The sequence below is a fragment of the Luteibacter sp. PvP120 genome, assembly GCF_054055715.1.
On sequence record NZ_JBSRXP010000003.1, the window covers coordinates 463398 to 488108 of the forward strand.

The 24711-nt window shown below is 66.8% G+C and carries 20 protein-coding genes; 11 read left to right on the top strand and 9 right to left on the bottom strand.

The window, feature by feature from the left end:
* Positions 1-339: 339 nt before the first annotated feature.
* From ACVKN3_RS09310 to ACVKN3_RS09330, 5 genes are read left to right on the top strand one after another with little or no spacing between them, the layout of a single operon-like run.
* A complete protein-coding gene (locus ACVKN3_RS09310; protein WP_285402496.1) occupies positions 340-522 on the top strand; it encodes a hypothetical protein in 183 nt (60 codons plus the stop codon).
* 60 nt (positions 523-582) lie between these two features.
* Positions 583-918, top strand: coding sequence for a hypothetical protein (locus ACVKN3_RS09315; RefSeq protein ID WP_285402498.1), 336 nt, complete (start codon positions 583-585; stop codon positions 916-918).
* 5 nt (positions 919-923) lie between these two features.
* On the top strand, positions 924-1298 hold the full coding sequence (locus ACVKN3_RS09320; RefSeq protein WP_036142347.1) for a GntR family transcriptional regulator: 375 nt from the start codon (positions 924-926) through the stop codon (positions 1296-1298).
* Entirely contained in the window at positions 1295-2152 is an 858-nt protein-coding gene (locus ACVKN3_RS09325) for an ABC transporter ATP-binding protein (protein WP_036142350.1), read from the top strand. The genes ACVKN3_RS09320 and ACVKN3_RS09325 overlap by 4 nt, the downstream gene beginning before the upstream one ends.
* A complete protein-coding gene (locus tag ACVKN3_RS09330; protein WP_285402501.1) occupies positions 2149-3111 on the top strand; it encodes an ABC-2 transporter permease in 963 nt (320 codons plus the stop codon). The genes ACVKN3_RS09325 and ACVKN3_RS09330 overlap by 4 nt, the downstream gene beginning before the upstream one ends.
* A 408-nt stretch (positions 3112-3519) precedes the next feature.
* On the opposite strand, the gene ACVKN3_RS09335 is transcribed toward ACVKN3_RS09330, so the two are convergent.
* From ACVKN3_RS09335 to ACVKN3_RS09370, 8 genes are all read right to left on the bottom strand, one after another.
* Positions 3520-4701: a type III PLP-dependent enzyme gene (locus tag ACVKN3_RS09335; protein WP_354514077.1), complete on the bottom strand. Its 1182-nt coding sequence runs from the start codon at positions 4699-4701 to the stop codon at positions 3520-3522.
* Positions 4698-6476, bottom strand: coding sequence for an IucA/IucC family protein (locus tag ACVKN3_RS09340; RefSeq protein WP_354514075.1), 1779 nt, complete (start codon positions 6474-6476; stop codon positions 4698-4700). Before ACVKN3_RS09340 ends, ACVKN3_RS09335 begins: the two co-directional genes overlap by 4 nt.
* Positions 6454-7662, bottom strand: a complete 1209-nt coding sequence (locus ACVKN3_RS09345; protein ID WP_354514073.1) for an MFS transporter — start codon at positions 7660-7662, stop codon at positions 6454-6456. The genes ACVKN3_RS09340 and ACVKN3_RS09345 overlap by 23 nt, the downstream gene beginning before the upstream one ends.
* Entirely contained in the window at positions 7659-9473 is a 1815-nt protein-coding gene (locus tag ACVKN3_RS09350; protein WP_354514071.1) for an IucA/IucC family protein, read from the bottom strand. The genes ACVKN3_RS09345 and ACVKN3_RS09350 overlap by 4 nt, the downstream gene beginning before the upstream one ends.
* Positions 9470-10681 (bottom strand): ATP-grasp domain-containing protein, encoded by a 1212-nt coding sequence (locus tag ACVKN3_RS09355; RefSeq protein WP_354514069.1) that lies wholly within the window; start codon positions 10679-10681, stop codon positions 9470-9472. Before ACVKN3_RS09355 ends, ACVKN3_RS09350 begins: the two co-directional genes overlap by 4 nt.
* 27 nt (positions 10682-10708) lie before the next feature.
* Positions 10709-12835, bottom strand: coding sequence for a TonB-dependent receptor family protein (locus tag ACVKN3_RS09360; RefSeq protein WP_456991611.1), 2127 nt, complete (start codon positions 12833-12835; stop codon positions 10709-10711).
* A gap of 31 nt (positions 12836-12866) precedes the next feature.
* Entirely contained in the window at positions 12867-13595 is a 729-nt protein-coding gene (locus ACVKN3_RS09365) for an HpcH/HpaI aldolase family protein (RefSeq protein WP_354514066.1), read from the bottom strand.
* A 101-nt stretch (positions 13596-13696) separates the two neighbouring features.
* Complete coding sequence (locus ACVKN3_RS09370; protein WP_354514064.1) at positions 13697-15097, bottom strand: class II fumarate hydratase; 1401 nt, start codon at positions 15095-15097, stop codon at positions 13697-13699.
* A gap of 102 nt (positions 15098-15199) precedes the next feature.
* Between ACVKN3_RS09370 and purB the strand changes: the two genes are divergently transcribed.
* Positions 15200-16567 carry an adenylosuccinate lyase gene (gene purB / locus ACVKN3_RS09375; RefSeq protein WP_354514062.1) on the top strand — a complete coding sequence of 456 codons (1368 nt, stop codon included), beginning with the start codon at positions 15200-15202 and terminating at the stop codon, positions 16565-16567.
* A gap of 252 nt (positions 16568-16819) precedes the next feature.
* Here the strand turns inward: purB and ACVKN3_RS09380 are convergent, their stop codons facing one another.
* A complete protein-coding gene (locus ACVKN3_RS09380) occupies positions 16820-17080 on the bottom strand; it encodes a hypothetical protein (protein WP_354514060.1) in 261 nt (86 codons plus the stop codon).
* A gap of 1077 nt (positions 17081-18157) precedes the next feature.
* Here ACVKN3_RS09380 and ACVKN3_RS09385 point away from each other — a divergent pair.
* From ACVKN3_RS09385 to odhB, 5 genes are all read left to right on the top strand, one after another.
* On the top strand, positions 18158-18553 hold the full coding sequence (locus ACVKN3_RS09385) for a hypothetical protein (protein ID WP_354514058.1): 396 nt from the start codon (positions 18158-18160) through the stop codon (positions 18551-18553).
* 242 nt (positions 18554-18795) lie between these two features.
* Entirely contained in the window at positions 18796-19998 is a 1203-nt protein-coding gene (locus ACVKN3_RS09390; protein ID WP_354514056.1) for a cupin domain-containing protein, read from the top strand.
* A complete protein-coding gene (locus ACVKN3_RS09395; RefSeq protein WP_354514054.1) occupies positions 19995-20489 on the top strand; it encodes a DUF7931 domain-containing protein in 495 nt (164 codons plus the stop codon). The genes ACVKN3_RS09390 and ACVKN3_RS09395 overlap by 4 nt, the downstream gene beginning before the upstream one ends.
* A 132-nt stretch (positions 20490-20621) precedes the next feature.
* Entirely contained in the window at positions 20622-23474 is a 2853-nt protein-coding gene (locus tag ACVKN3_RS09400; RefSeq protein WP_354514052.1) for a 2-oxoglutarate dehydrogenase E1 component, read from the top strand.
* 7 nt (positions 23475-23481) lie between these two features.
* Positions 23482-24693 carry a 2-oxoglutarate dehydrogenase complex dihydrolipoyllysine-residue succinyltransferase gene (odhB, locus tag ACVKN3_RS09405; RefSeq protein WP_354514050.1) on the top strand — a complete coding sequence of 404 codons (1212 nt, stop codon included), beginning with the start codon at positions 23482-23484 and terminating at the stop codon, positions 24691-24693.
* The last annotated feature ends 18 nt before the right edge of the window (positions 24694-24711 follow it).

A 24711-nucleotide genomic window follows, 5' to 3' on the forward strand; every position in this document is an offset into this window, starting at 1 on the left:
CTCGCCTTCTCGCCTTCTCGCCTCCCCGCATCCCCGCCTCGCCCGGCCTCTCCACCGCCGCGCTCACCTGGCCGCTCCACCGCCGCGTAGGAGCGCACGCACGTGCGCGAAATCCCCCCGCGACACCCTGCCCGATCGCACTCACACAGCCCCGCCTTAAACCCTATCCCCCGAACCCGCATCAGACCGTGTGCCCGCCGCCCACCTCACCAGCACAGCGCGGCACGGCCTAGGCCACAAGTCATAGAAGAATCCCGAACGATTCCGCTTGACGACTAAAAATCTGGTGTTATAGTTCACTACAACACCGGTCACCCACATCACCGCAGGAGCAACACCATGAAAACCCCGAACCTCGTCGCTGTCGCCGCATCCGTCGCCCTCGCCGTCGCCAGCCTGGCCGTCTTCAGCAGCACCTCCACCTCCGCCGCCCCGGTCTCGGTCATCAACGGCAGCAAAGTCACCAACCTGGCCCCGATCGTCGTCTACGCCGACGCCGCCCCCGTCGTCGCTTCCCTCTAACCACAACCACAACTACACCTGCACGGCGCCACGCCGGCAGCACGTCCTCGGAGTCGTCCCATGAAAGCGCCGAACCTCATCGCACTGACCGTCTCTGTCCTCATCGCCGGAACCAGCGTGTTCGCCCTGCGCTCCTTCGACGACCGTGTTGCCGCCCTGGCCAGCGTGCCCGCCTTCGTCAACGGCGTCCGCGTCGTCGACCTGCCTGCCCTGAACGTCCGCCCCACCGCCGCCGATGTGCGCGAGGCGGCCCTGGGCAGCGAAGCCAACCTGGACTCGGCAGCTGCCACCCTTCGTCGCAGCGCGGAGGATCGTGCCGCCGCACTGATCGGCGCACAGATGGCCATGCCCTACTATTCGTTTGGAAATGCATTGCGCCGCACGGCGAAGGAATGAATTACATGTCCATCACCTGGAACGACAGCATCCCGATCTACCGCCAGCTCCGCGAACGCGTGGTGGCGATGATCCTGGATGGCGCCTTGAACGAGGGCGATCCGCTGCCGTCGGTACGCCAGGTCGCGGGGGATTTTCAGATCAACCCGCTGACCGTGTCCAAGGCGTACCAGGAGCTGGTCGACGAACAACTGGTTGAGAAACGGAGGGGTCTTGGCATGTTCGTGATCGATGGGGCGCGCGACGCGCTGCTGAAAAGTGAAAGGGAGCGCTTCCTGCGCGAGGAATGGCCGGCCTTGTTCGCCCGCCTCCAGCGCATGGGGCTCGACATTAAAACCCTGATGCGTGAAGCCCACGGCTCCACGGAGGATCCATCATGACCGCGGTCGTTACCGCCACCGGCCTCACCAAGCGCTTCAAGTCGTCGCTGGCCCTGGACGGCGCCTCGTTCCAGATCGGTCCGGGCCGCATCGTCGGCCTCATCGGTCCCAACGGCGCCGGCAAGACCACCGCGCTGAAAGCCATCCTCGGCCTCACCACCTTCGAAGGGCAGCTGGACGTCCTGGGCATGGATCCCCGCCGCGAGCGCGGCAAACTGATGGAACAGGTGTGCTTCATCGCGGATGTGGCGGTGCTGCCACGCTGGCTGAAGGTGCGCGACGCCATCGACTTCGTGGCCAACACGCACCCCCGCTTCGATCGCGCCAAATGCGACGCCTTCCTCGCCCGCACCAAGCTGCAGCCGGGACAGAAGGTCAAGCAGATGTCCAAGGGCATGATCGTGCAGCTGCACCTCGCCCTGGTCATGTCGATCGACGCGAAGCTGCTGATCCTGGACGAGCCCACGCTGGGCCTGGACATCCTCTACCGCAAGCAGTTCTACCAGACCCTGCTGGAAGACTATTTCGACGAGCAGAAAACCATCGTGGTGACCACCCACCAGGTGGAGGAGATCGAACACATCCTCACCGACCTGATGTTCATCCGCGACGGCAAGATCGTGCTGGACACCGACATGGACAGCCTGGGCGAGCGCTTCGCCGAGGTGCTGGTCGGCGCGGAGCACGCGCAGGCCGCCCGGGAACTGGGGCCGCTGGACGAGCGCCAGGTGTTCGGCAAGAGCATCTTCCTCTTCGACAACGTGGATCGAGCGCGGCTGGAACAGCTGGGTGAGGTACGACGTCCGTCGATCGGCGACCTTTTCGTCGCCACCATGAAGGGCACCTACGTATGAAAACCTTCTACTGGCTGGTCAAGCGCGAGTTCTGGGAACACAAGGGCGGGTTCTTCTGGGCCCCCGTGATCTCCGGCATCGTCTTCCTCGCGATCAACCTCATGGGCATCGCCGTTGGCGAGATGTTCGGCAACAACGGCCGCATGGGTGGCTTCCACTTCGACGACATGCACCTGCAGGGCGGCATGAGCCTCGAGGATCTGCGCAACGCCGGCGCCGCCATCGACATCATGCTCTACGCCGTGGCCGGCATCATCCTGGCGGTGGCCGCCATCGTGATCTTCTTCTACTGCCTGGGTGCGCTGTATGACGATCGTCGCGATCGCAGCATCCTGTTCTGGAAGTCGCTGCCGGTGTCGGACACCTCCACCGTGCTGTCCAAGGTAGCCAGTGCCGCGGTGCTCGCCCCGGTGATCGCGATCGTGGTCGGTGTCATCGTCGGCTTATGCCTCGCCCTGGTGGTGGCCATCGTCGGTCAGGTCCACGGCCTGAGCGTCTGGCGGCTGCTGATGGAAGCGCATCCGGTGGGCGTGGTGCTGAAGATGGTGCTGCTCATCCCGCTCTACGCCATCTGGGCCCTGCCGACCATCGGCTGGCTGCTGCTCTGCTCCGCCTGGGCCCGCAGCAAACCGTTCCTCTGGGCGATCGCCCTGCCCCTCGGCGCCGGCGTCATCGTGTCCTGGTTCAACCTGATGGGTGCCGCTGGCATGGAAAGCGGCTGGTTCTGGAAGAACATCGTGGGACGCCTGCTGGGCAGCCTGGCCCCGGGTGGCTGGGTCACCAAGTCCTCCACGCTGGTGGTCACCGGCCACGACAACCCGGCGGCCCTGCTCAACAGCATGGACCTGGCCTACCACTACAGCGCCCTGGCCAATCCGTCTGCCTGGATCGGTGCGATCGCCGGTGTAGTCATGATCGCCGGCGCCATCTGGTTCCGCCGCTGGCGCGACGACAGCTGAGCACGAACGACAACGGCCCCCACGGGGGCCGTTCATTGCAGAACGACAACGGCCCGCAAGGGCCGTTTTTGTATGGTGTAGGAGCCCACGATGTGGGCGAACCCTCAACGTAGCTACAGCGAAAGACGCCGCCCGCATGCACAAGCGAGCGTCTTTAGACTCCCCTAACGCGGCTTTAAGGCGCTTTAAAAGCCGCTTCGTTCAACACATGGAAACGCTGGCACGGATGCGGCGCATGGCTTCATTCGCTGCACGTAGGCTGGGGGTTCGCCCACATCGTGGGCTCCTACACAAAGACCATGCGTGCACGAAGACCATGGGTCGGTGCACGAAGACCATGCGTGGGTGCAGGAAGAGCATGGGTGGGTGCACGAAGGCCATGGTCGGATGCGCCCGATCCATGGGCGGTTACACGAAGAGCATCGTCGGCGGGGGATGCATCAGGAAATGCTGGTGCGAGATGTTCCACGCGTACGCGCCGGCGAGTGTAAACACCAGCCAGTCGCCGGGGGCCAGCGACGCGAGGCGCTGGTCGCGGGCCAGCACGTCCTTGGGCGTGCACAGCTGGCCGACGAGGGTGACCTCCTCGTTGACGACCACGGGCGCACCGCCGCGTCGCACCGTCACGAACGGATGGTCGTGTCCCTGCGCCGCGGGCGTGCGGAAGTGATGCGTGCCGCCGCGTGCGATGGCGAACCAGCGGCCATGGTTGCGCTTGATATCCAGCACCTCCATCGCGTAGAACCCACATGCGACGCTGACATAGCGCCCCGGCTCGAACCGCAGTGTCATCGCCGGATACCGCGCAAGATGTTCGTCCAGGCCGGCGCAGAAGCGGGCCCAATCGAACGAACGTGATGGTTCCGCATAGTCCACACCGAAGCCACCGCCGACGTTGACCACCGTCGTTTCCACGCCGTAGGCCTGCCTCCAACGTGCCACCGCAGCCAGGCAGGCATCCACAAGGGCCAGATGCGTCCCGACATCGGGCTGGTGCGACATCAGGTGGAAATGGAACCCTTGCAACGCCAGCCACGGAGATGCCCGCAGGCACGCCAGCGCATCAGGCAACGCGTCCTCGTCCAGCCCGAACGGCGAAGGCTGGCCGCCCATCATCAGCCGCGTGCTGCCCAGCGCGGGCAAGGCGATATTCATCCGCAGGAAGACCGGCACGCGGCGCTCCGCCCGCTCGGCGATCGCCGCAAGCCGGGTCAGTTCACCGACGCTTTCCACATGGATGGCGCAGTCGGGCAGCGACACGGCCAGTGCCAGTTCCTCGTCCAGCTTGCCCGGGCCGCCGAACAGCAAGCGGCTGCCGGGCTCGTGCTCGTGCAGCCAGCGCAGTTCGCCGCCGGAGGCCGCCTCGAAGCCATGGACGATGGGGCGCAGCGTCCGCAATACGGGCGGCTCGGCGTTGGCCTTCGCGGCGTAGAACACCTCGCAACGCGCCGGCAACAGCGACATCATCCACTCGGCATGACGACGCAACGCCTCCAGGTCGTACACATAGGCACACACCGGCTGGTCCGTGTCCGCACGCCAGCGATGCAGGGCCTCGACGGCCCCGGTCGGATCGGGCGCCAGGCTCATGCCGCAGCCCGCGGGATAGCCCGGTCGATGAGCGGGCTGGGCAGCGCGGTGTAATCCGACTCGCGATCCGCGCGGCGAAACAGGCGGGTACGCAGGTTGTTCTTGCTCGGCAGATCGGCACCGTCGACCAGCGCGTCCAGCAACGACTCCGCGCCGAAACGCTGCCCCCAGCGTCGGGCGATACCGCCGACCACCTGCCACAGGCGTTGCTCCAGTTGATCGAACGCGGCACCGGCACCCGCGCCGGACGCGATATGGAAGATAGCCTCGCCGAGGTTGTTGATGAGCGCGCAATAGGCCACGCGCTTCCAACCCAGGTCACGCGGATAGAGCAGCGAATCGCGGGCACGCGGCGACATGTCCGCCAGGCGCGGCCCGGCCCAGGCATCGTCGCTGAGCTTGGTGCCTTCCAGGTCACGCACCCAGACGCGCGTGGGCAGGCCATTCTCGAAACCGAGCACCGTGTTCTGCAGGTGGGGTTCGAGCACCACGCCGTGGTCGAAGAACGCCAGCCACACACCATCCAGCAGCAGCGCGGCATAGCTGTCGAACCAGCGCTCGGCGGCCGCGGTGTAGTGCAGGCCGGCGCGTTCGGCATGCTCGCGCACCATGGCTTCGCACGGCCGTTCTCCGTGACGGTCGGTGGCGAACAGCGCACCCGCCACGGCCGGGCGATACCGCGTGCGCGTGGCGCCGTCCAGCGTGTCGCGGTAGAGCATGCCGAAGCTCTCGGTGAGTTCACGCACGGCGTCGGCATCCTCGCTGGCCGCACCGAAATCCAGCGTCGTGGCGGCGGGTTCGGTGAGGACATCGAAACCGCGCACGCGCCGGCGCACGTCGGCCCATACCGGCGCCAGCAGCCGGGTCAGCGCCACCGCACTCTCCAGTTCGTACCACGCGTTCTTGCGCACGCAGTTGGTCAGGCGGACATGGATGGACAGCTTGAGGAAGTAGTCGAGGTCCGCGTGGTACATGGTGCGCACCGACGAGGTGGGACCCAACGCCAAACCACGCTCGCCCACCGGCTCGATCAGCCCCTGCGCGCGTGCGGCCTGGAACGCCGGGTTGGCGAGCACCCGTTCCACCTCCCAGGGATGGCAGGGATACAGCGCCTCGCCGCCCGCGGCGCGCAGCAGCGTCGCATCCACGTCGATCCCGTAGCGCTTGCGCAGGCCCGCATCGACACGGAACCAGTACAACGGAAACCGCGTGCCTGCCTCGGGTGAACAGGCCAGCACGTCCTCGACGGGTACGCCTTCGCGGCTTTTCGGGGTCGGGTGCATGGCATGGCCCCAGATCATGGCCTGCTCCGCATCCAGCAGGCTGTCGCCGCTGGCCACCTTGTCCAGCCCGCGGGCCAGCAGGCGCCGCGTGATGTCAACGCTGTTGACGCTCTGCGCCAGCAGATCGGCGTTGAAGCCGACCGCGGGCGCCACGCGCTCGAGCAGGAAGTGCACCAGGCTGGTGGCATCCGCGCAGCGCCAGGGCTCACCGGGACGCTTGAGATACGGCGCCGACACGTAGTCGCAACGACCGAGCCGGCTCATGCGACCCGTACGCACGGCGATGGCGTAACCGGCTTCGGGAAAGCGGATGCGCAGGCCTGTGCCACCGGCGTGGCCGAGCGCCACGGGATCGTCTGCATGGGACGTATCGATATCCACCTCGCCCGCGGGCAAGGCGAACTCACGCAGGTAGCAGTTGAGCCAGCACGCGATGGCCTGGGACTGGGCCAGCGCGTCGTACCACTGGTCACGCATGACGTGGGGGGACATGGACGTTTCTCCGTGTGGCGGGAAGATAGACGGCGACGGCGAGCAACCAGGCCACGCCGGCGGTGATCGCGGCAGCCACGAAGGGCATCGCCAGGCCGTAGCGCGCCACCAGCGAACCGGCGACCACGCCACCCAGCGCACCGGCCCACTTGCCGGTGGCGTCGAAACGGCCGAACAACGTGCCCGCGCCGCGCTCGTGCGACTGCGCCGCCATGGCGCGGTTCAGCCCGACGAAGGAAAGCAGCATGCCGGCGCCGTAGATCACGCGCATGACCGGCAACCAAGTATCTACGGTAAGCACGGCATGCCCCACGCACGCGAGCGCGAGCACGGCCAGCCCCGCCAGCAGGGTCAACGGCGAGGTGCCCATCCGCCGCAGCCAGGGCATGGCGACCAGGTAGACCAGGTGCGGCAGGCTGTAGAACCAGCCCGCCACGCCATCGTCGCGTACGCCGAGGTGCTCGCTGTACGGCAGGAAATACGGGAACGTGACCACCATCGCGAAGCAGAACAGGAACTGGATGGCGAGCAGGCCCGCGAGTACCGATGTGGGCGAGATGTCCCCGGCATGAGGCATGCCGGTGATGGCTGGCACCGGCGGCGTAGATGCAGCGGCTGTCGTGGGCGCCACAACGCGTGGCACATCGCGCGGCAGGCGCGAGGTGACCAGCAGCGCGAGGCACGGCAGCACGGCCAGGTAACCGTACAGCTCGTGGGTCAGCCCCGTGCGCGTGGCCAGGCCGAGCAGGATCGGTGCGGTCACCATGGCCAGCCGTGCGGAATACTGCGTCCAGTCCAGCGCGCGCGACAGCGTGCCGGCCTTCGACTGCGTCGCCAGATACGCATTGGCTGCAGCCAGCGAGCCCCCGAACGTGCCCTGGATGACCAGCGCCGCGACAAACACCGGAAGGTTGGGCGCAAAGCCGGCGATGAGGAAACCGACGGCCAGCCCCGCCTGCGCGCGCAGCAAGGACAGCCGGCGTCCATGCCGGTCCGCCCAGCGCCCCCACGCCGTGGCGGTCAGCGCGGTGCAGACCGTGGGCAGGACGTACAGTGTGCCCACCAGCCAGGTCGGTGCGCCGGGAGCCAGCACACCCAGTACCCGCGGCATGAACAACGGCATGCCCAGTGCCGTGAATGCCGCGAGATAGTGCGCGAACAGCACCGGGCCGAGGATGCGCATCAACCCGCACCCTGCGCGACGAACGCACCGGCAAGCCTGTCGTCACGCGTATCCCGCATGAAGTTGGGCCCGCTCTCGCCGTAGAACTTGTTGATGTCCGCCGCGCCGCTGGCCGCCTTGCTGAGCAGGCTGCCCGCGCTGAGCAGGTACTTCACCGGCAGGCGTGGCGCATCGAGCAGGCGGCGTGCCGGCGCGATATCGACGCCCTCGCCCGACAGCACACGCAGCGTGTGTTCCAGCGCGTCGCGCAACACCACATACATCGCATCGCGAAGATCGGCGCGCTGTTCCGCCAGCCCTTCGATCACCGCGACCAGGCACAGTTGCAGCGTAATCGTGCAGAACATCCGTGCGAGCGCCGCATCGTCGTCCACGGCGATGCGCGCATCGCGCAGCGGCCCGTACGTCTCCAGATCGCCCAGCGTGCCGCGCAGGCGCGGCAACAGGACGCGCGCGGCATCGTTGTCCTTCATCAGCAGACGCAGCGGATGGCCCGCTTCATGGATCAGCACGGCGTTTTGCTGGTTGGATTCCAGCGCGATGCCGTGCACGAGCCACAGGCGCAGGTGCACGTCGCATAGCAGCCCGGCATACGCCGTCCACCAGGCAAGGACATCACCGCCATACCAGCGATCCGCCAGGTGCATCGCCATGGCGCGACCGTCGGGCAGCGTGGCGCACAGCGCCGCGACGGGAACGAGGGTGGCGTCGTCCAGGCTGGGGTAACGGCGCACCAGCCAGGACAGATGGCGCGCTTCGTCCACATGGCCGCCGTGCGATTCGTCCACGTGCACGTAGCGGTCGCGCAGCGCGCCATCCAGCTCGGCCACGCGGCGCAGCACCCGCTCGAACCAGTGCCCGTCGTACAACGTGGACGGCTTGATGAGACGCAGGTTGAGCGCCCCCAGCGTCCGCATCAGAAGGGGCAGCTTGAGGTGCTCGCGCGCATGATCGACCGGCACCACGGTGCGGACGGACAGCGTCGGCCGCACGGTCAACCACGCGTGCGGCGCGCGGTGAGACCCGTGCGGCAACGCCAGTCCCTCGGCCTCGCCGCCCTCGCCCAGGCGCGACCACGTGAGCGGATGGACCGGCAGCAGCGCGTGCGTGGCATGCAGCGCGGACGGCAGGCCCACGTCCGCCATCGACGGCCAGAAGCCCGGCGGCGGCGTGGTCATGGTCACGAGCGCCGCCGGCACGGCCAGCCAGCGCAAGGCGAACGACGGATCGTATTCCGGCGCATAACGGCGCAGGTCGTCACCGTCGAAGCCGGACTTGGCCCGGGCGGTTGGATAGAAGGGATGATCGCGGAAGCTGGCCAGGCGATCGCAGGCCAGCAGGCGCTGGTCCCACGTCGGGTGGTCCAGTGCGTGGGCCAGCACCGCGGCATCGCGCTCGAACGCCTCGCGCGCCAGGCCACGATGGGCGATGGCACAGGCCGCCTCGTCGGCATACGCACGGTGCAGGGCCACGGTTTCCTCGTCCAGCCCGTCCGACAGGTGCGCCAGCCAGCAGGCCGCCCCACCCTCTTCCACCACGCACGTACCGTCGTTGCGCAACCAGCGCGACGCATCGGCGCGCACAGCCTGCATCGCGTCGCACGGTGCCGCCGGCAACCAGATCACGCCAGCCGGCAGGTGATCGATCCGCCACCAACCCTGGGGCGGCGTGCCGCTCCAGTGCGAGCGGATGGCTGCGGACGGTTGCGCGAACGCGCCCCGACTGGCGATACCACGCACGTCCTCGCGCAGGCAGGTATCGATGATCCGGCGCACGATGTACGCCTCGTCCGTCATGTCCGCACGGCCGCTCATCCGTGCGACTCCATCGGAGCGATGTGCCAGCGCAGGCCGGACTCGATACGCGACAAGGCGCGGGCCAGATCGTCGTCGTTATCGGCCACCAGGCTCAGCGCGCCCAGGTAATCCTTGTTGGAACGGGTGAGGCGGATCTCGTCGCCGGTCTTGCGCAGGGCGCGGAACACCCCGTGCGCACCGTCACCGGCTTCCTCCCGATCGGTCGGCGAGGCGGACAGCGTGCCCTCCTCCGTGGCCACGTAATAGCGCACCATCGCGCGGCGCTCGCTGGGCACGGCATCTTCCAGCGGATGACCCAGGTGAAGCCGCAGTATCCGCTCGAACCAGCCGCCCGGCTGCAACGCATCGAGCATGAATTCCCGGCCGTCACCGATGCTGCGGTAGTTGATCTCGATCAGTACGGGACCGTCCGGCGTGGCGACGAACTCGCTGTGGCACACCCCGAAGCCGACGCCGAAGGCGATCACCTGGGCCAGCGCCTGCTCGCGGCAGGCCACGCCATGCGGCCCGTTCCAGTGCGCCTCGCGCTCGATGAAATCAGGCGGCGGCGACAACGTGACGTCGAAGCCACCGATGGCCTGCACGCGATGCCCGTCACCCAAGGTCTCCAGCGTGAACAGCGGGCCCTCGATGAAGGCTTCCAGCAATACCGCACGCTCCGGCCCATGGCGGCGGAAAGCCTCCAGGTACGTCAGCAGGTCGTCGGCCGTGGCACACAGACGGACATCCAGGCTGGCGACACCTTCGCGCGGCTTCGCGATCACCGGATACGGGGTGTCCGCCGGTGGCTGTTCGCCCGGCGCCAGCATGTGGAACCAGGGACACGGCAGGCCGCGCTCGCGCAACCGCTCGCGCATGGCGGCCTTGTTCTTCGCCGCGTAGCACACGCGCCAGTCCTTGCACGGCACGCCGAACTCCGCCGCCACCAGCGCGGTGGCGGTCTGCAGGTGGTCGCTGTTGGAGAACACCGCCGCCGGCCGGATGCCTTCATTGCGCAAGGCGTCGATCACGGCCAGCGGATTGAAGACGTCGCAGGCGACGACCTCCACGGGTGTGTCGGTCGCGCTCAGGCGCTCGAGATGGTCGAGCCGCCGGTCCGTGGCGATGACCACGCGCAGCCCGAGGCGATGCGCGGCGGGGAGGAAGCCGTCGAGGACGGCGGGATGCGCGATGTGCGCGAGGATGACGAGGGGGGAGGACACCATGGGGGAAGTTCCTTGTAACGTGGAGCGTTAGAAAGCCAGCTCCAGTCCGAGGGTCACACTGCGACCCGGGGCCGGCTGGCGACCCCACGGACTGGTATCGATTCCCCTGTACCAGTACTGCCTGTCGAAAAGATTGTTCAGCGCCAGCGACCCGGTGAGCACCGACGTGCCCTGCGTGAGCAGGGTCTGCGTCCACTGCGCGTTCCACACCGCGTACGCGGGCAAGCGGCCCACCGAGGCGATGGCGTTCTCGGCCCGCGTGTTGGCGGTGTCCGTGAAGGCGCTGCTGAAGTAGTAACCCGATAACGCGACGGTGGTATGACCGCGCGTGTACGATGCGCCCACGTTCACCTGGTTGCGCGAGGTGTACGGCACGCGCAGGCCTTCGAAGGCGCCCGAGCGCTGCTCGGCGTCGAGGTACGCGTAGCCGGCGGTCAGCTTCAGCCCATCCAGCGCTTCAGGCGACCACGCCACATCGGCCTCCAGGCCCTGGTGGATGGTCTTGCCGATGTTGCCGTAGGTGCGCGTGGTGTTGTCGAGCTGGATCTGCTTGTCGAAGTCGATGCGATACAGGTCGGCATGGATGGCCGTCCGCGCGGTGGGCTGGAAACGCGCGCCCAGCTCGTAGTTCCAGGCCAGCTCCGAATCCAGGTTGTCGCCGAACACGATCTGCGTGACCTGCGGCGCGCGCAGCGAACGCTGCGCATCCGCATACACGTACCACGCGTCCGACGCCTTGAAGCCGACGGTCAGGCCCGGCAGCGCGTTACGCACGTTGTTCTCGAAGCTCACGCCGTTGGCGAGGTTGCGGTAGGTGGCATCCAGGTGCTCGTAGCGCACGCCGGGGGTCACGGTCAGCCGGTCGTCGGCAAAGCCGATCGCATCGCTGACGTAGGCCGCCCAGGCACGATCGCGGAACTGCCAGTCACGCACCAGCGTGTACACGCCGTTGTCGAGACCGGTGTTGCCGACCAGGAAATCGATGTCCTCGTGCACCGCACGCGCGCCCACCGTCCATTGCTGGGTCACCGGCCCGTCGATATGCAGGCTGAACTGCGGTTGCGTGCCGTACACCTTGAAGCCGCGAGGTGCGCTCTGCAGCAGCTGCGGCGGCAGGTCGGAACGCCAGGTCTGTGCGGACGAACGGCGCATGCCAACGATGAAGTTTCGCTCGCTGTTGGAGCTGAAGTTGCTCCAGCTGAACTTGGACGAGTCGAACAGCCACCAGGCGCCCAGGTCCTGCTCGTAGGTCAGCGATGCGCGGGTGGTGGTGCCGTGGAAGCGATCCAGCGGCCGCGTGGCCCGCCGCGGGTCGTCCTCGTAATCGGCGACCGACAAGGCACCCGCCATGTCCATGCGCGCGACGTAGCGCTGCACATCCGCCTTGAGCAGCTTGTCGTCGCTGATCCACCACTCGGTACGCAGGCGGACGTTCTTGACGTTCGTGCCGCTGTGTCTGCGGAAGTATTCGCCCTTGAGGTAATCGGCATCCAGCTGCATGCCGAAGTTCGGCGTGAGGTAGCCGCCGGTGGACACCGAGGTGTCGCGCAGCATCTGGCCGCGGCCATACGCGGTGATGCGCTCGCCGACCGTGGTGCGCCACGTATCGGGAATGGGCTTGCTGACGAAGTTGATGACGCCGCCCACGTTGTTCGGACCGTACTGCACGGCCGCGCCGCCGCGCACGATGTCGATGCGATCGATCTGGTTCAGCGTCACCGGGAACAGCGACAGGCTGGTCTGCCCATACGGCGCCAGCGACAGCGGGATGCCGTCCAGCAGCGCCTGCACGCGTCCGCTGCGGCTTTCATACAGCCCGCGCAACGCGATCTGCGGCAGCACGCCGGTGCCCGTCTCGTCGAAGACCTTCACGCCCGGCACGCGCTGCAAGGCATCGTCCAGCGAGCGATTGGCACCGGTGGCCAGCGCCTCGCGATCGATCACCTGACGGCTGCCCGCATACGTCTTCACGTCCTCCGCCCGCGATGCGCCCAGCACGCTGCCGGTGACCGTCACGGCATCGAGCTTGCGCGCCTTGTCCGGCGGCGTGGCCATGGTGGAGGCGGTCGTGGCGTCCTGTGCCGACACGGCTTGCGCGAGCACGGCAAGGCCCAGCGCGATAACGATGTGCCGCTGGCGGAGGCGGTGCTTCATGGAACGTTTCCTTGGCATGAATTAAGAGGGATTACGGTTCACGCAGTTCGCTGGCCCGTGCGCGCAACGCGCCCTGCAACAGGCCACGGTCTTCACCGGCAAGCAGCCACGCTCCGCCGTGCGCGAGCCAGTAGGCACGCTGCTCGGCCGTGCGGGGGTTGGCGCAGAAAGGGATGTCGTGCGCAGCGCAACGCGCCGCCAGGTGCAACAGGGCGTCCCATACGTCAGCGTGCAACGGCTGGGGACCCAGGCCCATATCCAGCGACAGGTCGAGCGCGCCTTCCATGACCAGCGATACGCCGGGCACGGCAAGGATCTCGTCGATGGCCTCCACGCCCGCCCTGCTCTCGATCATGGGCACGATGCGGATATCGCGGTTGGCGCGCTCGATATAGGTATCGAGCGGTTCCCGGCCGAAGCCGGTGACGCGGCCGCCGGTGATGCCGCGACGCCCCAGCGGCGGAAAACGTGCCGCCGCCACGGCATCGCGTGCCTGTGCGGCGGTTTCCAGGCGAGGTATCACCACGGCCCGCGCACCGGCATCCAGCACGCGTCCAATCAGCTTCGCATCGACTTCGGGTACGCGGACCCACGGCTCACAACCCACCACCTCGCAGGCGCGGATGGCGTGCATCAGCTGATCGGGTGAGACAAGCTGATGCTCGAGGTCCAGCACGACGAAGTCGTAACCGGCCCTGCCGATCATCTCGCAGAGCAACGGTGAGTGGAGCGAATTGAGAATGCCGATCTGGCGTTGCATAACGTCCTGTCGAGCCGGGAAAGGATCGACGCGAACGATAATGCGAATAGTTCTCAATAACAAGCCTAACCGATCACACTCCGCTTACAAAAACTTGCGAATCAGCCGCCACCACCGCCACCACCGCCATGAATGCCGCCCTTGGTAAGTGCAGCGGGATCGAGCAGTTTGGCAAGCTCCGCCTTCGACAGGCCCGTGGTTTCCAGGGCCACGTCCATGATCGGGCGCTTTTCCTTGTACGCCTGCTTGGCGGTCGCGGCGCCCTTCTCGTAACCGATGACGGGATTGAGCGCGGTAACCAGGATCGGGTTTTTGTCCAACGCTTCGCGGATGTGTTCCTCGTTGACCTTGAAGCCCGCGATGGCTTTGTCCGCCAGCAGCACGGTGACATTCGCCAGGATCTCGATCGACTGCAGCAGGTTGTATGCGATCACCGGCAGCATCACGTTGAGCTGGAAATTGCCCGACTGCCCCGCGATGGCGATGGTCGCGTCGTTGCCGATCACCTGGGCCGCCACCATGGCCGCGGCCTCGGGAATCACCGGATTGACCTTGCCCGGCATGATCGACGACCCCGGCTGCAACGCCGGCAGTTCGATCTCGCCCAGGCCGGCCAGCGGCCCGGAGTTCATCCAGCGCAGGTCGTTGGCGATCTTCATCACCGCCACGGCCAGCGTGCGCAACTGGCCGGACAATTCCACCGGTGCATCCTGCGCCGCCATGCCGGCAAAGTAGTTGGCCGCGGACTCGAACTTCACGCCGGTCAGCTTCGACAGCTCCGCCGCCACCGCCGGGCCGAACTTCGGATCGGCATTGATGCCCGTGCCCACCGCGCTGCCGCCCTGCGGCAGGCGCCGGGTGCGTTTCAGCGTGTCGCCGATCCGCTCGATCGCGTCGTCGATCTGCGCCGACCAGCCGGACAGCTCCTGGCCGAAGGTGATCGGCATGGCGTCCATCAGGTGGGTGCGCCCCGTCTTCACCACCTTCTTCAGCTCCTTTGCCCGGCCGTCGATCGTCTTGCGCAGGTGCTTCAGGGCAGGCAGCAGCGTTTCGGTGGTGGCCAGCGTGGCGCTGACCAGGATCGCGGTGGGAATGACGTCGTTGGAGCTCTGGCCCGCGTTGACGTGGTCGTTGGGATGCACCGTGCTACCCGCCGCCTCGGCCAGGTGCGCGATCACCTCGTTGGCATTCATGTTGGAACTGGTGCCCGAGCCGGTCTGGAAGACATCGATGGGGAAATGCGCGTCCACCTCGCCCGCCGCCACCCGCTCCGCCGCCGCGCGGATGGCCTTGGCCGACGCCTTGTCCAGGTGGCCCAGCTTGACGTTGGCCTCCGCGGCCGCCGACTTGATCAGCCCCAGCGCACGGATGAACTCGCGCGGCAGGGTCAGGCCCGAAATGGGGAAATTGTCCACGGCGCGCTGGGTCTGGGCGCCATAAAGGGCCTTGGCGGGCACCTTCAGCTCGCCCATGCTGTCGCGTTCGATACGGAACCGGGCCATAAGAAACCTCCAATAAAACCATGTAGGAGCGCACGCTGTGCGCGAATGCTTTACCCGAACGGTATACTAAAGAACTGACCGAAACGCCCCAGGAACGCCTCCATGTCCCACGCCACGCTCACCGCCCTTTCGCCGCTGGACGGCCGTTACGCCGCCAAGGTGGAGCCGCTGCGCCCCATTTTCAGCGAATTCGGCCTGATGCACCGGCGTGTGCACGTGGAGATCCACTGGCTGCTGGCCCTGGCCGCCCACCCGGGTATCGTCGAGCTGCCGGCCTTCCCCGCCGAGGCCGTGACCCGCCTGCTGGCCATCACCGACGGCTTCTCTATCGAAGACGGCGAGCGGATCAAGGCGATCGAGGCCACCACCAACCACGACGTGAAGGCGGTGGAATACCTCATCAAGGAAAAGATCGGCAACGATCCCGCCCTGGCCCAGGCCAAGGAATTCGTCCATTTCGCCTGCACCAGCGAAGACATCAACAACCTCGCCTACTCGTTGATGCTGCGCGACGCCCGCGAGTCCGTGCTGCTGCCCGCCCTGGACCAGGTGATCGCCCGCCTGCGCGCCCTCGCCCACGAGCACGCCGGCCTGTCGCTGCTGTCGCGCACGCACGGCCAGACCGCCTCGCCCAGCACCATGGGCAAGGAGATCGCCAACGTCGTGGCGCGCCTGGAGCGCCAGCGCAAGCAGCTGGTCGCCATCGAGATCCCCGGCAAGATCAACGGCGCCGTGGGCAACTACAACGCCCACGTCATCGCCTATCCCGACGTGGACTGGCCGTCACTCGCCGCGCAGTTCGTCGACGGCCTGGGCCTCACCTTCAACCCGTACACCACGCAGATCGAACCGCACGACGGCATCGCCGAGTTCGCCGATGTGCTGCGCCGGATCAACATCATCCTGATCGACCTGGCGCGCGACGTGTGGGGCTACATCTCGCTGGGCTACTTCCGCCAGGCGTTGAAGGCCGGCGAAGTGGGTTCCTCGACCATGCCGCACAAGGTCAACCCGATCGACTTCGAGAACGCCGAAGGCAACTTCGGCCTGGCCAACGCCCTGCTCGGCCACTTCGCCGAGAAGCTGCCGATCAGCCGCTGGCAGCGCGACCTCACCGACTCCACCGTGCTGCGCGCCCTCGGCACCGCGTACGGCCATTCGCTGGTCGCGATCGAGTCGCTGCTCAAGGGCCTGGGCAAGCTCAACGTCAACGCCGAGCGCGTCGCCGCCGACCTCGACGCCAGCTGGGAAGTGCTGGCCGAAGCCGTGCAGACGGTGATGCGTCGCTTCGGCCTGCCGGAACCGTACGAACAGCTCAAGGCGTTGACCCGCGGCCAGGGCATCACGAAGGACTCGATGCGCGCCTTCATCGACGGGCTGGACCTGCCGGCCGATGCGAAGCGTGCGCTGGCGGAACTGACGCCTGCTTCGTATATCGGCTTGGCGGACAAGCTGGCTCGCGCGATCTGAAGTTTCTGTGGGTTACGTGGTCATGAAAACCCGGCTCGGGTGAGTCGGGTTTTTTTGTAGGGTCTTCTTGCATGGCCCGGGCTTGTCTCGAAGCCGCCATACCGGAGCCGCGGTTGCTCGCACGGTGCGGCGACGAGGCGCTGGGTGGTCACACTCTGCGCTCGAGCAGCGGCCACAAGTGGCCGAACTCGCTCAGAGCGTAACCACCCAGCACCTCTACGAATACAGAGGCAAAAGGGGTGGAGAAGCATGTTATAGCTTGTCCCACTCCATCTTCTTCTGTGCGTGCGCCACGCATTGCACACCCATTGAAACGAGCGTCCCTACTGCATCCAGTGCCAGCATCGTGCGTTGGCGGTGAAGGATGTCGTCGTCTTCCAGCGACTCGACCAGCAAGCCGGTGATTCCGCCCGCATAACGCAGCCATGCATGCGCGTCATTGAGCAGCGTGTTGACGCTGGCGTCGGCAGCGATCGCCATGCTGCCCTCACCCGTTTGTCCGTTCTCGTCCATGGTGTTCTCCGTGATGCCGCCGTGTTGCCGAGTCGTGGCACGCCATGGGTAAGCACGTGCCACCATCGCTCGCACGATGAGTCTCATCGGCCTGCCCGTGACCGGGCGCCGGGCGGCGTGATTGCAGAAGTGGATGCAGCGTCAGCCGTCGACCGTCGGACACGCGGCAACGCGCCGTGTGTGCTCGGCTCGAAACGTCTCAGGACAACGGCAGGCGCCGCGGTTCTTCAACCGTGTCTGCGGATGCGGCAGACAGCCCGGTAACCGTTGAGGGAAGCGCCACCGGGAAGCGGCGCGCGTGAGAATGCCTTAAGCTTTGGCGTAGCCATGGTCAACCTTTCTCGTTGATTAGGGTCAGCGGACCTTGTGGTGCTGTCACACCCCTGGTCCGCGCTTCTCACCGCTTTCGAGCGATGGTTGCCTGCGGGGTGGATAGTGGGTCCGCAGGCAACGGAGACAACCTAGCAAAAAGGTTGGGGGGTTGTCTTGAGAACGATTCCGCCATGTATTCCTCCAGCCTGCCGCGTACAGCATGCAGGCAGAATCGTCCGTGTCATGCGCTGATGCATCACAGGCGTTGTTTCACTGCGGCGAAAGATTCTCGACGCGTCTATGCCTGTAGGGGTTCCCTTACAGACAAGCTCTAACATCGCGCCTATTCTCGCGACCGGTCGCCCTCGTGAGTGATTTCTCGATGAGTAACGAGCCCCACATTTACTGCCCACTTTGCAGCTGGGAACCCAAGCCAGATAGCCGATGGGTTTGCGCATCCGGTGAACCCGGCTCGGGTTGCCGCACATGGTGGAACACATTCTGGACGGCTGGCTGCTGTCCGGGCTGCGGTCACTTCTGGTCCATGACCACTTGCCTGTCATGCAAGCGCGCATCGCCGCATGAAGCCTGGTACCACTTCCCGCCGCCAGGAACGGATGAAGAAGCGACCAAGCAGCGGGAAGAAGAGTTCACAACCTGACACCCGCTGTCGCAGCATGTCGAATCATTTTGCGATATGGCCCACATCGACAGTTCATCGATCACGCCGAACAATGCTCGCACTCAACCACTGCGAGCCCGCCGATGACCGCCAAACGCCACATCTCCCTCGCAATTGCTTCCCTGCTTGCGGTGGCCGCCCCCGCCGCCGTCCTGGCGCAAACCTCGCCAGCAACGTCGGATGCAACGGCGCAGGCCTTCGCACAAGCACCGTCCAAAGACGCCCTTCTCCAACGACTCACCGCAAGAGCCGAATCTCTCTCCGCGCAAATCACCACTGCGGAAAAATCGGGTCATCTCTCCCGACCCGAGAGCAGCGCCCTGTCGACCAAAATCACTCAGGTCGTAAAAAAGGCCCGTGCCGACCACCAAACCCAAGGCTTCCTGAGCGCCGGCGAAAGCGCATCCTACATGCGCGAACTCGACCAGATCCAGTCCACGCTCGGCACGCCAAAAAGCACCCAACCCAAGACCTCTTAAACGCAGCGACGCCCCAAGCTCTTCCCCCGAGCACCGACACCGTATGCAGGCGCGGCCGGGTCGGATCTTGGGGCCGCCTGAGCTGAGGGCCGCGCACCCTGATTCGAGCAAAAGCGCAGCTACGGCCCGCCCCGAAGGGCAGCGTCGAAGGCCCCAAGGTCCGACCCGGCCGCGCCCTCCGCCGCGGGCCGGCCGCGCCCCGCCGCACGCCCCCGTTGCACGCCACGCTACAATCCCGCCCCATGGCCATCCAAACCCCCACCCGCAAAGCCCTCCCCATCGAAGTCCGCGGCACGTCCACCCATCCCCTGGGCATGACCCCCGCGCACTTCCTCCGCGACTACTGGCAGAAGCGCCCGTTGCTCATCCGCAACGCCTTCGAGAACTTCCAGCCGCCCATCGAGCCCAACGACCTCGCCGGCCTGGCCTGCGAAGAAGGGGTGCTGGCTCGCCTCATCGTCCACGACGAGAAGCGTGACCGCTGGACGGTGAAAACCGGCCCCTTCGAAGAAGCCGAATTCAGCAAGACGCCCAAGCGCGACTGGACGCTCCTCGTCCAGGACGTCGACAAGTGGGACGCCGATGTCGCCGCGCTGCTCGAGCACTTTGCCTTCCTGCCCAACTGGCGCGTGGACGACGTGATGGTCTCCTACGCCGAGGACGGTGGCGGCGTCGGTGCGCACGTGGACCAGTACGACGTGTTCCTGATCCAGGGCATCGGCCAGCGTCACTGGGCCATCAGCGACGACCCGGACGCCCCATTGGACTTCCGCACTGATGTGGAGCTGAAGCAGCTGAAGGACTTCCTGCCCACCCACGAGTGGCTGCTCGAGCCCGGCGACATGCTCTACCTGCCGCCCGGCGTGCCGCACGACGGCGTGGCCCTCGGCGACTGCATGACCCTCTCGGTCGGCATGCGCGCGCCCTCGCAGGCGGAGCTCACCGGCGATCTTGCCGATTTCCTCGCCGAGCGCATGCCCGACGAGCTGCGCTACACCGATGCCGACCTCGCCCCGGTCAAGCGCATCGGCGAGATCGACACAGCCGCGCTCAACCGGCTGCGCCAGGCGCTGCCCTTCGCCGGCGCGCTGGACCGCGACCTGCTGGCCGACTGGTTCGGGCGCTTCATCACCCGCTACCGCAACGCCCAGTCGCCTGCCGCCCCGCCCAAGGCGACCACCGCCGCGGCGCTGGATAAGGCACTGGCCGCAGGCGCCGGCCTGGTTCGCCATCCGTACGCCCGGCTGGCCTGGGTCGGCGGCAAGAAGGCCGCCACGCTGTTCGTCAGTGGTAACGCCTATGCGTGCCCGGCCGATCTGGCCGAGCGGCTGGCCGCCGAGCGCGACGTTCGGCTCGACCGCGCGCCCTCGCCGGCCGAACGCGAGCTGCTGCTGGCCCTGGTCAACGAGGGCGCCCTCGCCGTCCGCAAGGGCCGCCGTCGGTGAACGGGCCGGCGGACACGGTGCTGGCCGCGGACGATCGCACCAGCCTCGAGCTCGCCCAGATACGCCTGCTCAGCCAGGCGCGCTACCGTGCCGCGCTGTACCTGCCGAGGATGGCCGTGGGCGAGCTGGACAGTGAGGCGATTCTCACCGAACTGCGCCGACTCGCCACCAGTGGCCGACAGGCCCAGGTCCGCATCCTCACCCACGATGCGGAGCAGGCCCACCGCGACGGTCACCGGCTGGTCGCCCTCGCCCAGCGCCTGCCTACGGCGGTGTCGATCCGCGTCCCGCTCGACGAGGTGCACCTCGCCTACGCATCGGCGTTCATCTGCGATACGAAAAGTGGCTACCTGTTCCGGCCGGTGGCCGGGCGCTTCGAAGCCCGTGGCGACCTCGACGCACCCGGTGAGACCTCTCGTCTCATGGCCTATTTCGACGAGGTCTGGGAGCGGGCCGAGCCCGCCTGGCAGATAAGACCACTCGGGATCTGAAAGGCATCCCCTACGTGAATTCGGGTTGGCGCCGTGTAGCGCCACGGGGCTATACTTAACGGATTCTTATGCCGCGGCGCGCCCCCTTGCGCCCAGCGGCAACCCGTCTTTTTCGTGTGTGCCGGTGGTGACGTGAGCGCAAACCTGATCCGCGAGTTTTCCGAATCCTCCCAGCTCGCCGGCGGCAACGCCGACTACGTAGAGCAGATCTACGAGGCCTGGCTGGCCGATGCCGGTTCCGTGTCGTCCGAGTGGGATGGCTACTTCAAGGCGTTGAAGGGCCGCGAGGCTGGCGATGTCCCCCACTCCGCCGTCATCGCCCGCATCGAGGCCGCGCAGAAACAGCGCCGTGGCGCGGTCGCGGCGCCCGCCGCCGGCTCGGCCGACAACGCGTATGCCCAGAAACAGGCCGGCGTCCTGCGCCTGCTGACGGCCTACCGTTCGCGCGGCCATATCGCCGCCCAGCTCGACCCGCTCGGCCTCACCGTCCCGGATATCGACACCCCGGACCTCGGCCTGGCCTTCCACGGCCTGTCCGACGCCGACCTGGATACCGAGTTCGACGCGGGCACCTTCGCCGGTGGCGGCCAGCGCATGAAGCTGCGCGACCTGCTGGCGAAGCTCAAGCACATCTATACCGGCACCGTCGGCGCCGAGTTCATGTACATCTCCGATTACGAGCAGCGCTCGTGGATCTACTCGCGGCTGGAGAAAGCCGCCGGTTCTCCGGGCCTGGAAAAGGCCGAGAAGGTCCGTGTCCTGGAGGCGCTCACCGCCGCCGAGGGCCTGGAGCGCTACCTGCACACCAAGTACGTCGGCCAGAAGCGCTTCTCGCTGGAAGGTGGCGACAGCCTGATCCCGATGGTCGACGACGTGGTCCGTGCCGCCGGCGACAACGGGGTCAAGGAAGTCATCATCGGCATGGCCCACCGTGGCCGCCTGAACGTCCTGGTCAACATCCTCGGCAAGGCGCCCTCGCAGCTCTTCAACGAGTTCGAAGGCAAGTTCGAGCACGACGACAGCGCCATCCACACGGGTGACGTGAAGTACCACATGGGCTTCTCCACCGACGTCAAGACACCCAACGGCGGCGTCCACGTCGCCCTGGCGTTCAACCCGTCGCACCTGGAAATCGTCAACCCGGTGGTTGCCGGCTCCGTGCACGCGCGCCAGTCGCGCCGTCGCGACACCGCGCGCGACAAGTCGCTGGCCGTGCTGATCCACGGCGACGCCGCCTTTGCCGGCCAGGGCGTCAACATGGAACTCCTGCAGATGTCGCAGGCCCGTGGCTTCGCCATCGGCGGCACGCTGCACATGGTGGTCAACAACCAGGTGGGCTTCACCACGTCCAAGCGCGAAGACGCCCGCTCCACGCTGTACTGCACCGACCTGGCCAAGATGGTCAACGCGCCGGTGTTCCACGTGAACGGCGACGACCCGGAAGCCGTGATCCAGGTCACCCGGCTGGCCTACCAGTTCCGCAAGCAGTTCAAGAAGGACGTGGTGATCGACCTCGTCTGCTACCGCCGTCACGGCCACAACGAGGCCGACGAGCCGGCGGCCACCCAGCCGCTGATGTACCAGGTCATCCGCAAGCGACCGACCACGCGCGACCTCTACGCGCAGTCGCTGGTCGCCGCCTCCACCATCGGCGCGGACGACGGCCAGAAGATGCTCGACGATTACCGCGCGCGCCTGGAAAAGGGCGAGCCGCTGATCGCGATCAATCCGAACCCCACCCGGGACATCCCGGTGGACTGGAGCCGTTTCCAGAACAACAAGCTGTCGATGTCCGTGGACACCGGCGTGCCGCGCGAGCAGCTGGGCAAGGTGCTCGACGTGCTGCTGGACATCCCCTCCGATGTCACGCTGCACCCGCGTGTCGCCAAGATCTACGACGACCGCCGCAAGATGGCCGCCGGCGAGATCCCGGGCGACTGGGGCTTTGCCGAGAACCTGGCCTACGGCACGCTGATCGCCGAAGGCAACGACCTGCGCGTGGTCGGCCAGGACGCCGGTCGCGGCACGTTCTTCCACCGCCACGCGGTGCTGCACGACCAGAAGAGCGACGACGTCTACCTGCCGCTGTCCAAGATCCGCGCCGACGCCCGCGTCGACGTCATCGACTCGCTGCTCTCCGAAGAAGCCGTCATGGCCTTCGAATACGGCGAAGCCACCACCTCGCCCGACCAGCTCACCATCTGGGAAGGCCAGTTCGGCGATTTCGCCAACGGCGCCCAGGTCGTCATCGACCAGTTCATCAGCTCCGGCGAAGCCAAGTGGGATCGCTTCTGCGGCCTGTCGCTGTTCCTGCCGCACGGCTACGAGGGCCAGGGTCCGGAGCATTCCTCCGCGCGCCTGGAGCGTTTCCTCCAGCTGTGCGCCCTGGACAACATGCAGGTCTGCGTGCCGACCACGCCGGCGCAGGCGTTCCACATGATCCGTCGCCAGCAGGTGCGCCCGGTGCGCAAGCCGCTGATCGTGATGACGCCCAAGTCGCTGCTGCGCCACAAGCTCGCCGTGTCCTCGCTGGACGAACTGGCCCGCGGCCAGTTCCAGCTGGTGATCGGCGAGCACCGCGAACTGCCGGCCAAGAAGGTCCAGCGCATGGTGCTTTGCTCGGGCAAGGTCTACTACGACCTGCTCGAGGACGCCCAGAAGCGTGAACTGACCGACGTGGCCATCGTCCGCGTCGAGCAGCTCTATCCGTTCCCGCGCCCGGAAGTCACGGCCGAACTGGAAAAATACCCCTCCGTGAAGGAAGTGGTGTGGTGCCAGGAAGAACCGATGAACCAGGGCGCCTGGTTCCAGATCCGCCACCACCTGCAAGCCTGCATCGGGCCGAAGCAGAGCCTGTCCTACGCCGGACGCTCGCGCTCGCCCTCGCCGGCCGCCGGCCACCTCAATACCCATATCGCCGAACAGACGGCGCTTGTCGAGCAGGCGCTCGTGGCGCCCGTCGGCACCGATCACGCAGCGGAGTAAGGCAAGCATGTCCATCGAAGTCAAAGTCCCGGTCCTGCCGGAATCGGTCTCCGACGCGCTCATCGCCACCTGGCACAAGAAGGCCGGTGACGCGGTCAAGCGCGACGAGAACCTGCTGGATCTCGAAACCGACAAGGTCGTGCTCGAAGTGCCCTCGCCCGTCGACGGCGTGCTGAAGGAGATCAAGTTCGAGGAAGGCTCGACGGTCACCAGCAGCCAGGTCATCGCCGTGATCGAGGAAGGCGCCGCCGCTGCCGCGCCCGCCCCGGCGCCGGCCGCTGCCGCCGCTGAAGCGCCCAAGGCCGAGAAGGCCGAGTCCAAGGAAGCCCCGAAGGGCGTCGACGAACTCTCCCCCGCCGGCCGCCGCGTCGCCGTGGAAGACAACATCGATCCGTCCAAGGTCGCCGGCACCGGCCGCGACGGCCGCGTGACCAAGGAAGACCTGGTCAACGCCGGCAAGGGTGGCGCCACCGCGCCGGCCGCTGCCGCCGCGCCCGCCGCCAAGCCCACCCCGGGTTCGCGTCCGGAAGAGCGCGTGGCCATGACCCGCATCCGCACGCGCATCGCCGAGCGCCTGATGCAGTCGAAGAACTCCATCGCCATGCTCACCTCGTTCAACGAAGTGAACCTGGCCGAGGTGGTCAAGCTGCGCAAGGCCCTGGGCGAGCAGTTCGAGAAGGCCAACGGCGTGAAGCTGGGCTTCATGAGCTTCTTCGTCAAGGCCGCCACGGAAGCCCTCAAGCGCTACCCGGTGATCAACGCCTCGGTGGACGGTTCGGACATCATCTACCACGGCTACCAGGACATCTCGATCGCCGTGTCCACCGAGAAGGGCCTGGTCACGCCGGTGCTGCGCGACGTGCAGGACATGTCCTTCGCGGACGTCGAGAAGGGCATCATCGGTTACGCCAAGAAGGCGCGTGACGGCAAGCTGGGCCTGGACGACCTCCAGGGCGGCACGTTCACGATCACCAACGGCGGCACCTTCGGTTCGCTGCTGTCCACCCCGATCGTCAACCCGCCGCAGAGCGCCATCCTGGGCATGCACACCATCAAGGAGCGCCCGATCGTCGAGAACGGCCAGGTGGTTGCCGCCCCGATGATGTACATCGCCCTGTCGTACGACCACCGGATCATCGACGGCCGCGATGCCGTGCTGTTCCTCGTGGACATCAAGAACCAGCTGGAAAACCCGCAGCGGATGCTGCTCGGCCTCTGATGGTCGGTTGATTCAGTC

Excerpts from the sequence above, each read along its gene's own strand:
- ACVKN3_RS09330 (WP_285402501.1), top strand. The coding sequence starts at position 2,149 with ATGAAAACCTTCTACTGGCTGGTCAAGCGCGAGTTCTGGGAACACAAG.
- ACVKN3_RS09315 (WP_285402498.1), top strand. The coding sequence starts at position 583 with ATGAAAGCGCCGAACCTCATCGCACTGACCGTCTCTGTCCTCATCGCC.
- ACVKN3_RS09350 (WP_354514071.1), bottom strand. The coding sequence starts at position 9,473 with ATGAGCGGCCGTGCGGACATGACGGACGAGGCGTACATCGTGCGCCGG.
- ACVKN3_RS09335 (WP_354514077.1), bottom strand. The coding sequence starts at position 4,701 with ATGAGCCTGGCGCCCGATCCGACCGGGGCCGTCGAGGCCCTGCATCGC.
- purB (WP_354514062.1), top strand. The coding sequence starts at position 15,200 with ATGTCCCACGCCACGCTCACCGCCCTTTCGCCGCTGGACGGCCGTTAC.
- ACVKN3_RS09370 (WP_354514064.1), bottom strand. The coding sequence starts at position 15,097 with ATGGCCCGGTTCCGTATCGAACGCGACAGCATGGGCGAGCTGAAGGTG.
- ACVKN3_RS09365 (WP_354514066.1), bottom strand. The coding sequence starts at position 13,595 with ATGCAACGCCAGATCGGCATTCTCAATTCGCTCCACTCACCGTTGCTC.
- ACVKN3_RS09355 (WP_354514069.1), bottom strand. The coding sequence starts at position 10,681 with ATGGTGTCCTCCCCCCTCGTCATCCTCGCGCACATCGCGCATCCCGCC.
- ACVKN3_RS09380 (WP_354514060.1), bottom strand. The coding sequence starts at position 17,080 with ATGGACGAGAACGGACAAACGGGTGAGGGCAGCATGGCGATCGCTGCC.
- ACVKN3_RS09390 (WP_354514056.1), top strand. The coding sequence starts at position 18,796 with ATGGCCATCCAAACCCCCACCCGCAAAGCCCTCCCCATCGAAGTCCGC.
- ACVKN3_RS09320 (WP_036142347.1), top strand. The coding sequence starts at position 924 with ATGTCCATCACCTGGAACGACAGCATCCCGATCTACCGCCAGCTCCGC.
- ACVKN3_RS09310 (WP_285402496.1), top strand. The coding sequence starts at position 340 with ATGAAAACCCCGAACCTCGTCGCTGTCGCCGCATCCGTCGCCCTCGCC.
- ACVKN3_RS09360 (WP_456991611.1), bottom strand. The coding sequence starts at position 12,835 with ATGAAGCACCGCCTCCGCCAGCGGCACATCGTTATCGCGCTGGGCCTT.
- odhB (WP_354514050.1), top strand. The coding sequence starts at position 23,482 with ATGTCCATCGAAGTCAAAGTCCCGGTCCTGCCGGAATCGGTCTCCGAC.
- ACVKN3_RS09385 (WP_354514058.1), top strand. The coding sequence starts at position 18,158 with ATGACCGCCAAACGCCACATCTCCCTCGCAATTGCTTCCCTGCTTGCG.
- ACVKN3_RS09325 (WP_036142350.1), top strand. The coding sequence starts at position 1,295 with ATGACCGCGGTCGTTACCGCCACCGGCCTCACCAAGCGCTTCAAGTCG.
- ACVKN3_RS09340 (WP_354514075.1), bottom strand. The coding sequence starts at position 6,476 with ATGTCCCCCCACGTCATGCGTGACCAGTGGTACGACGCGCTGGCCCAG.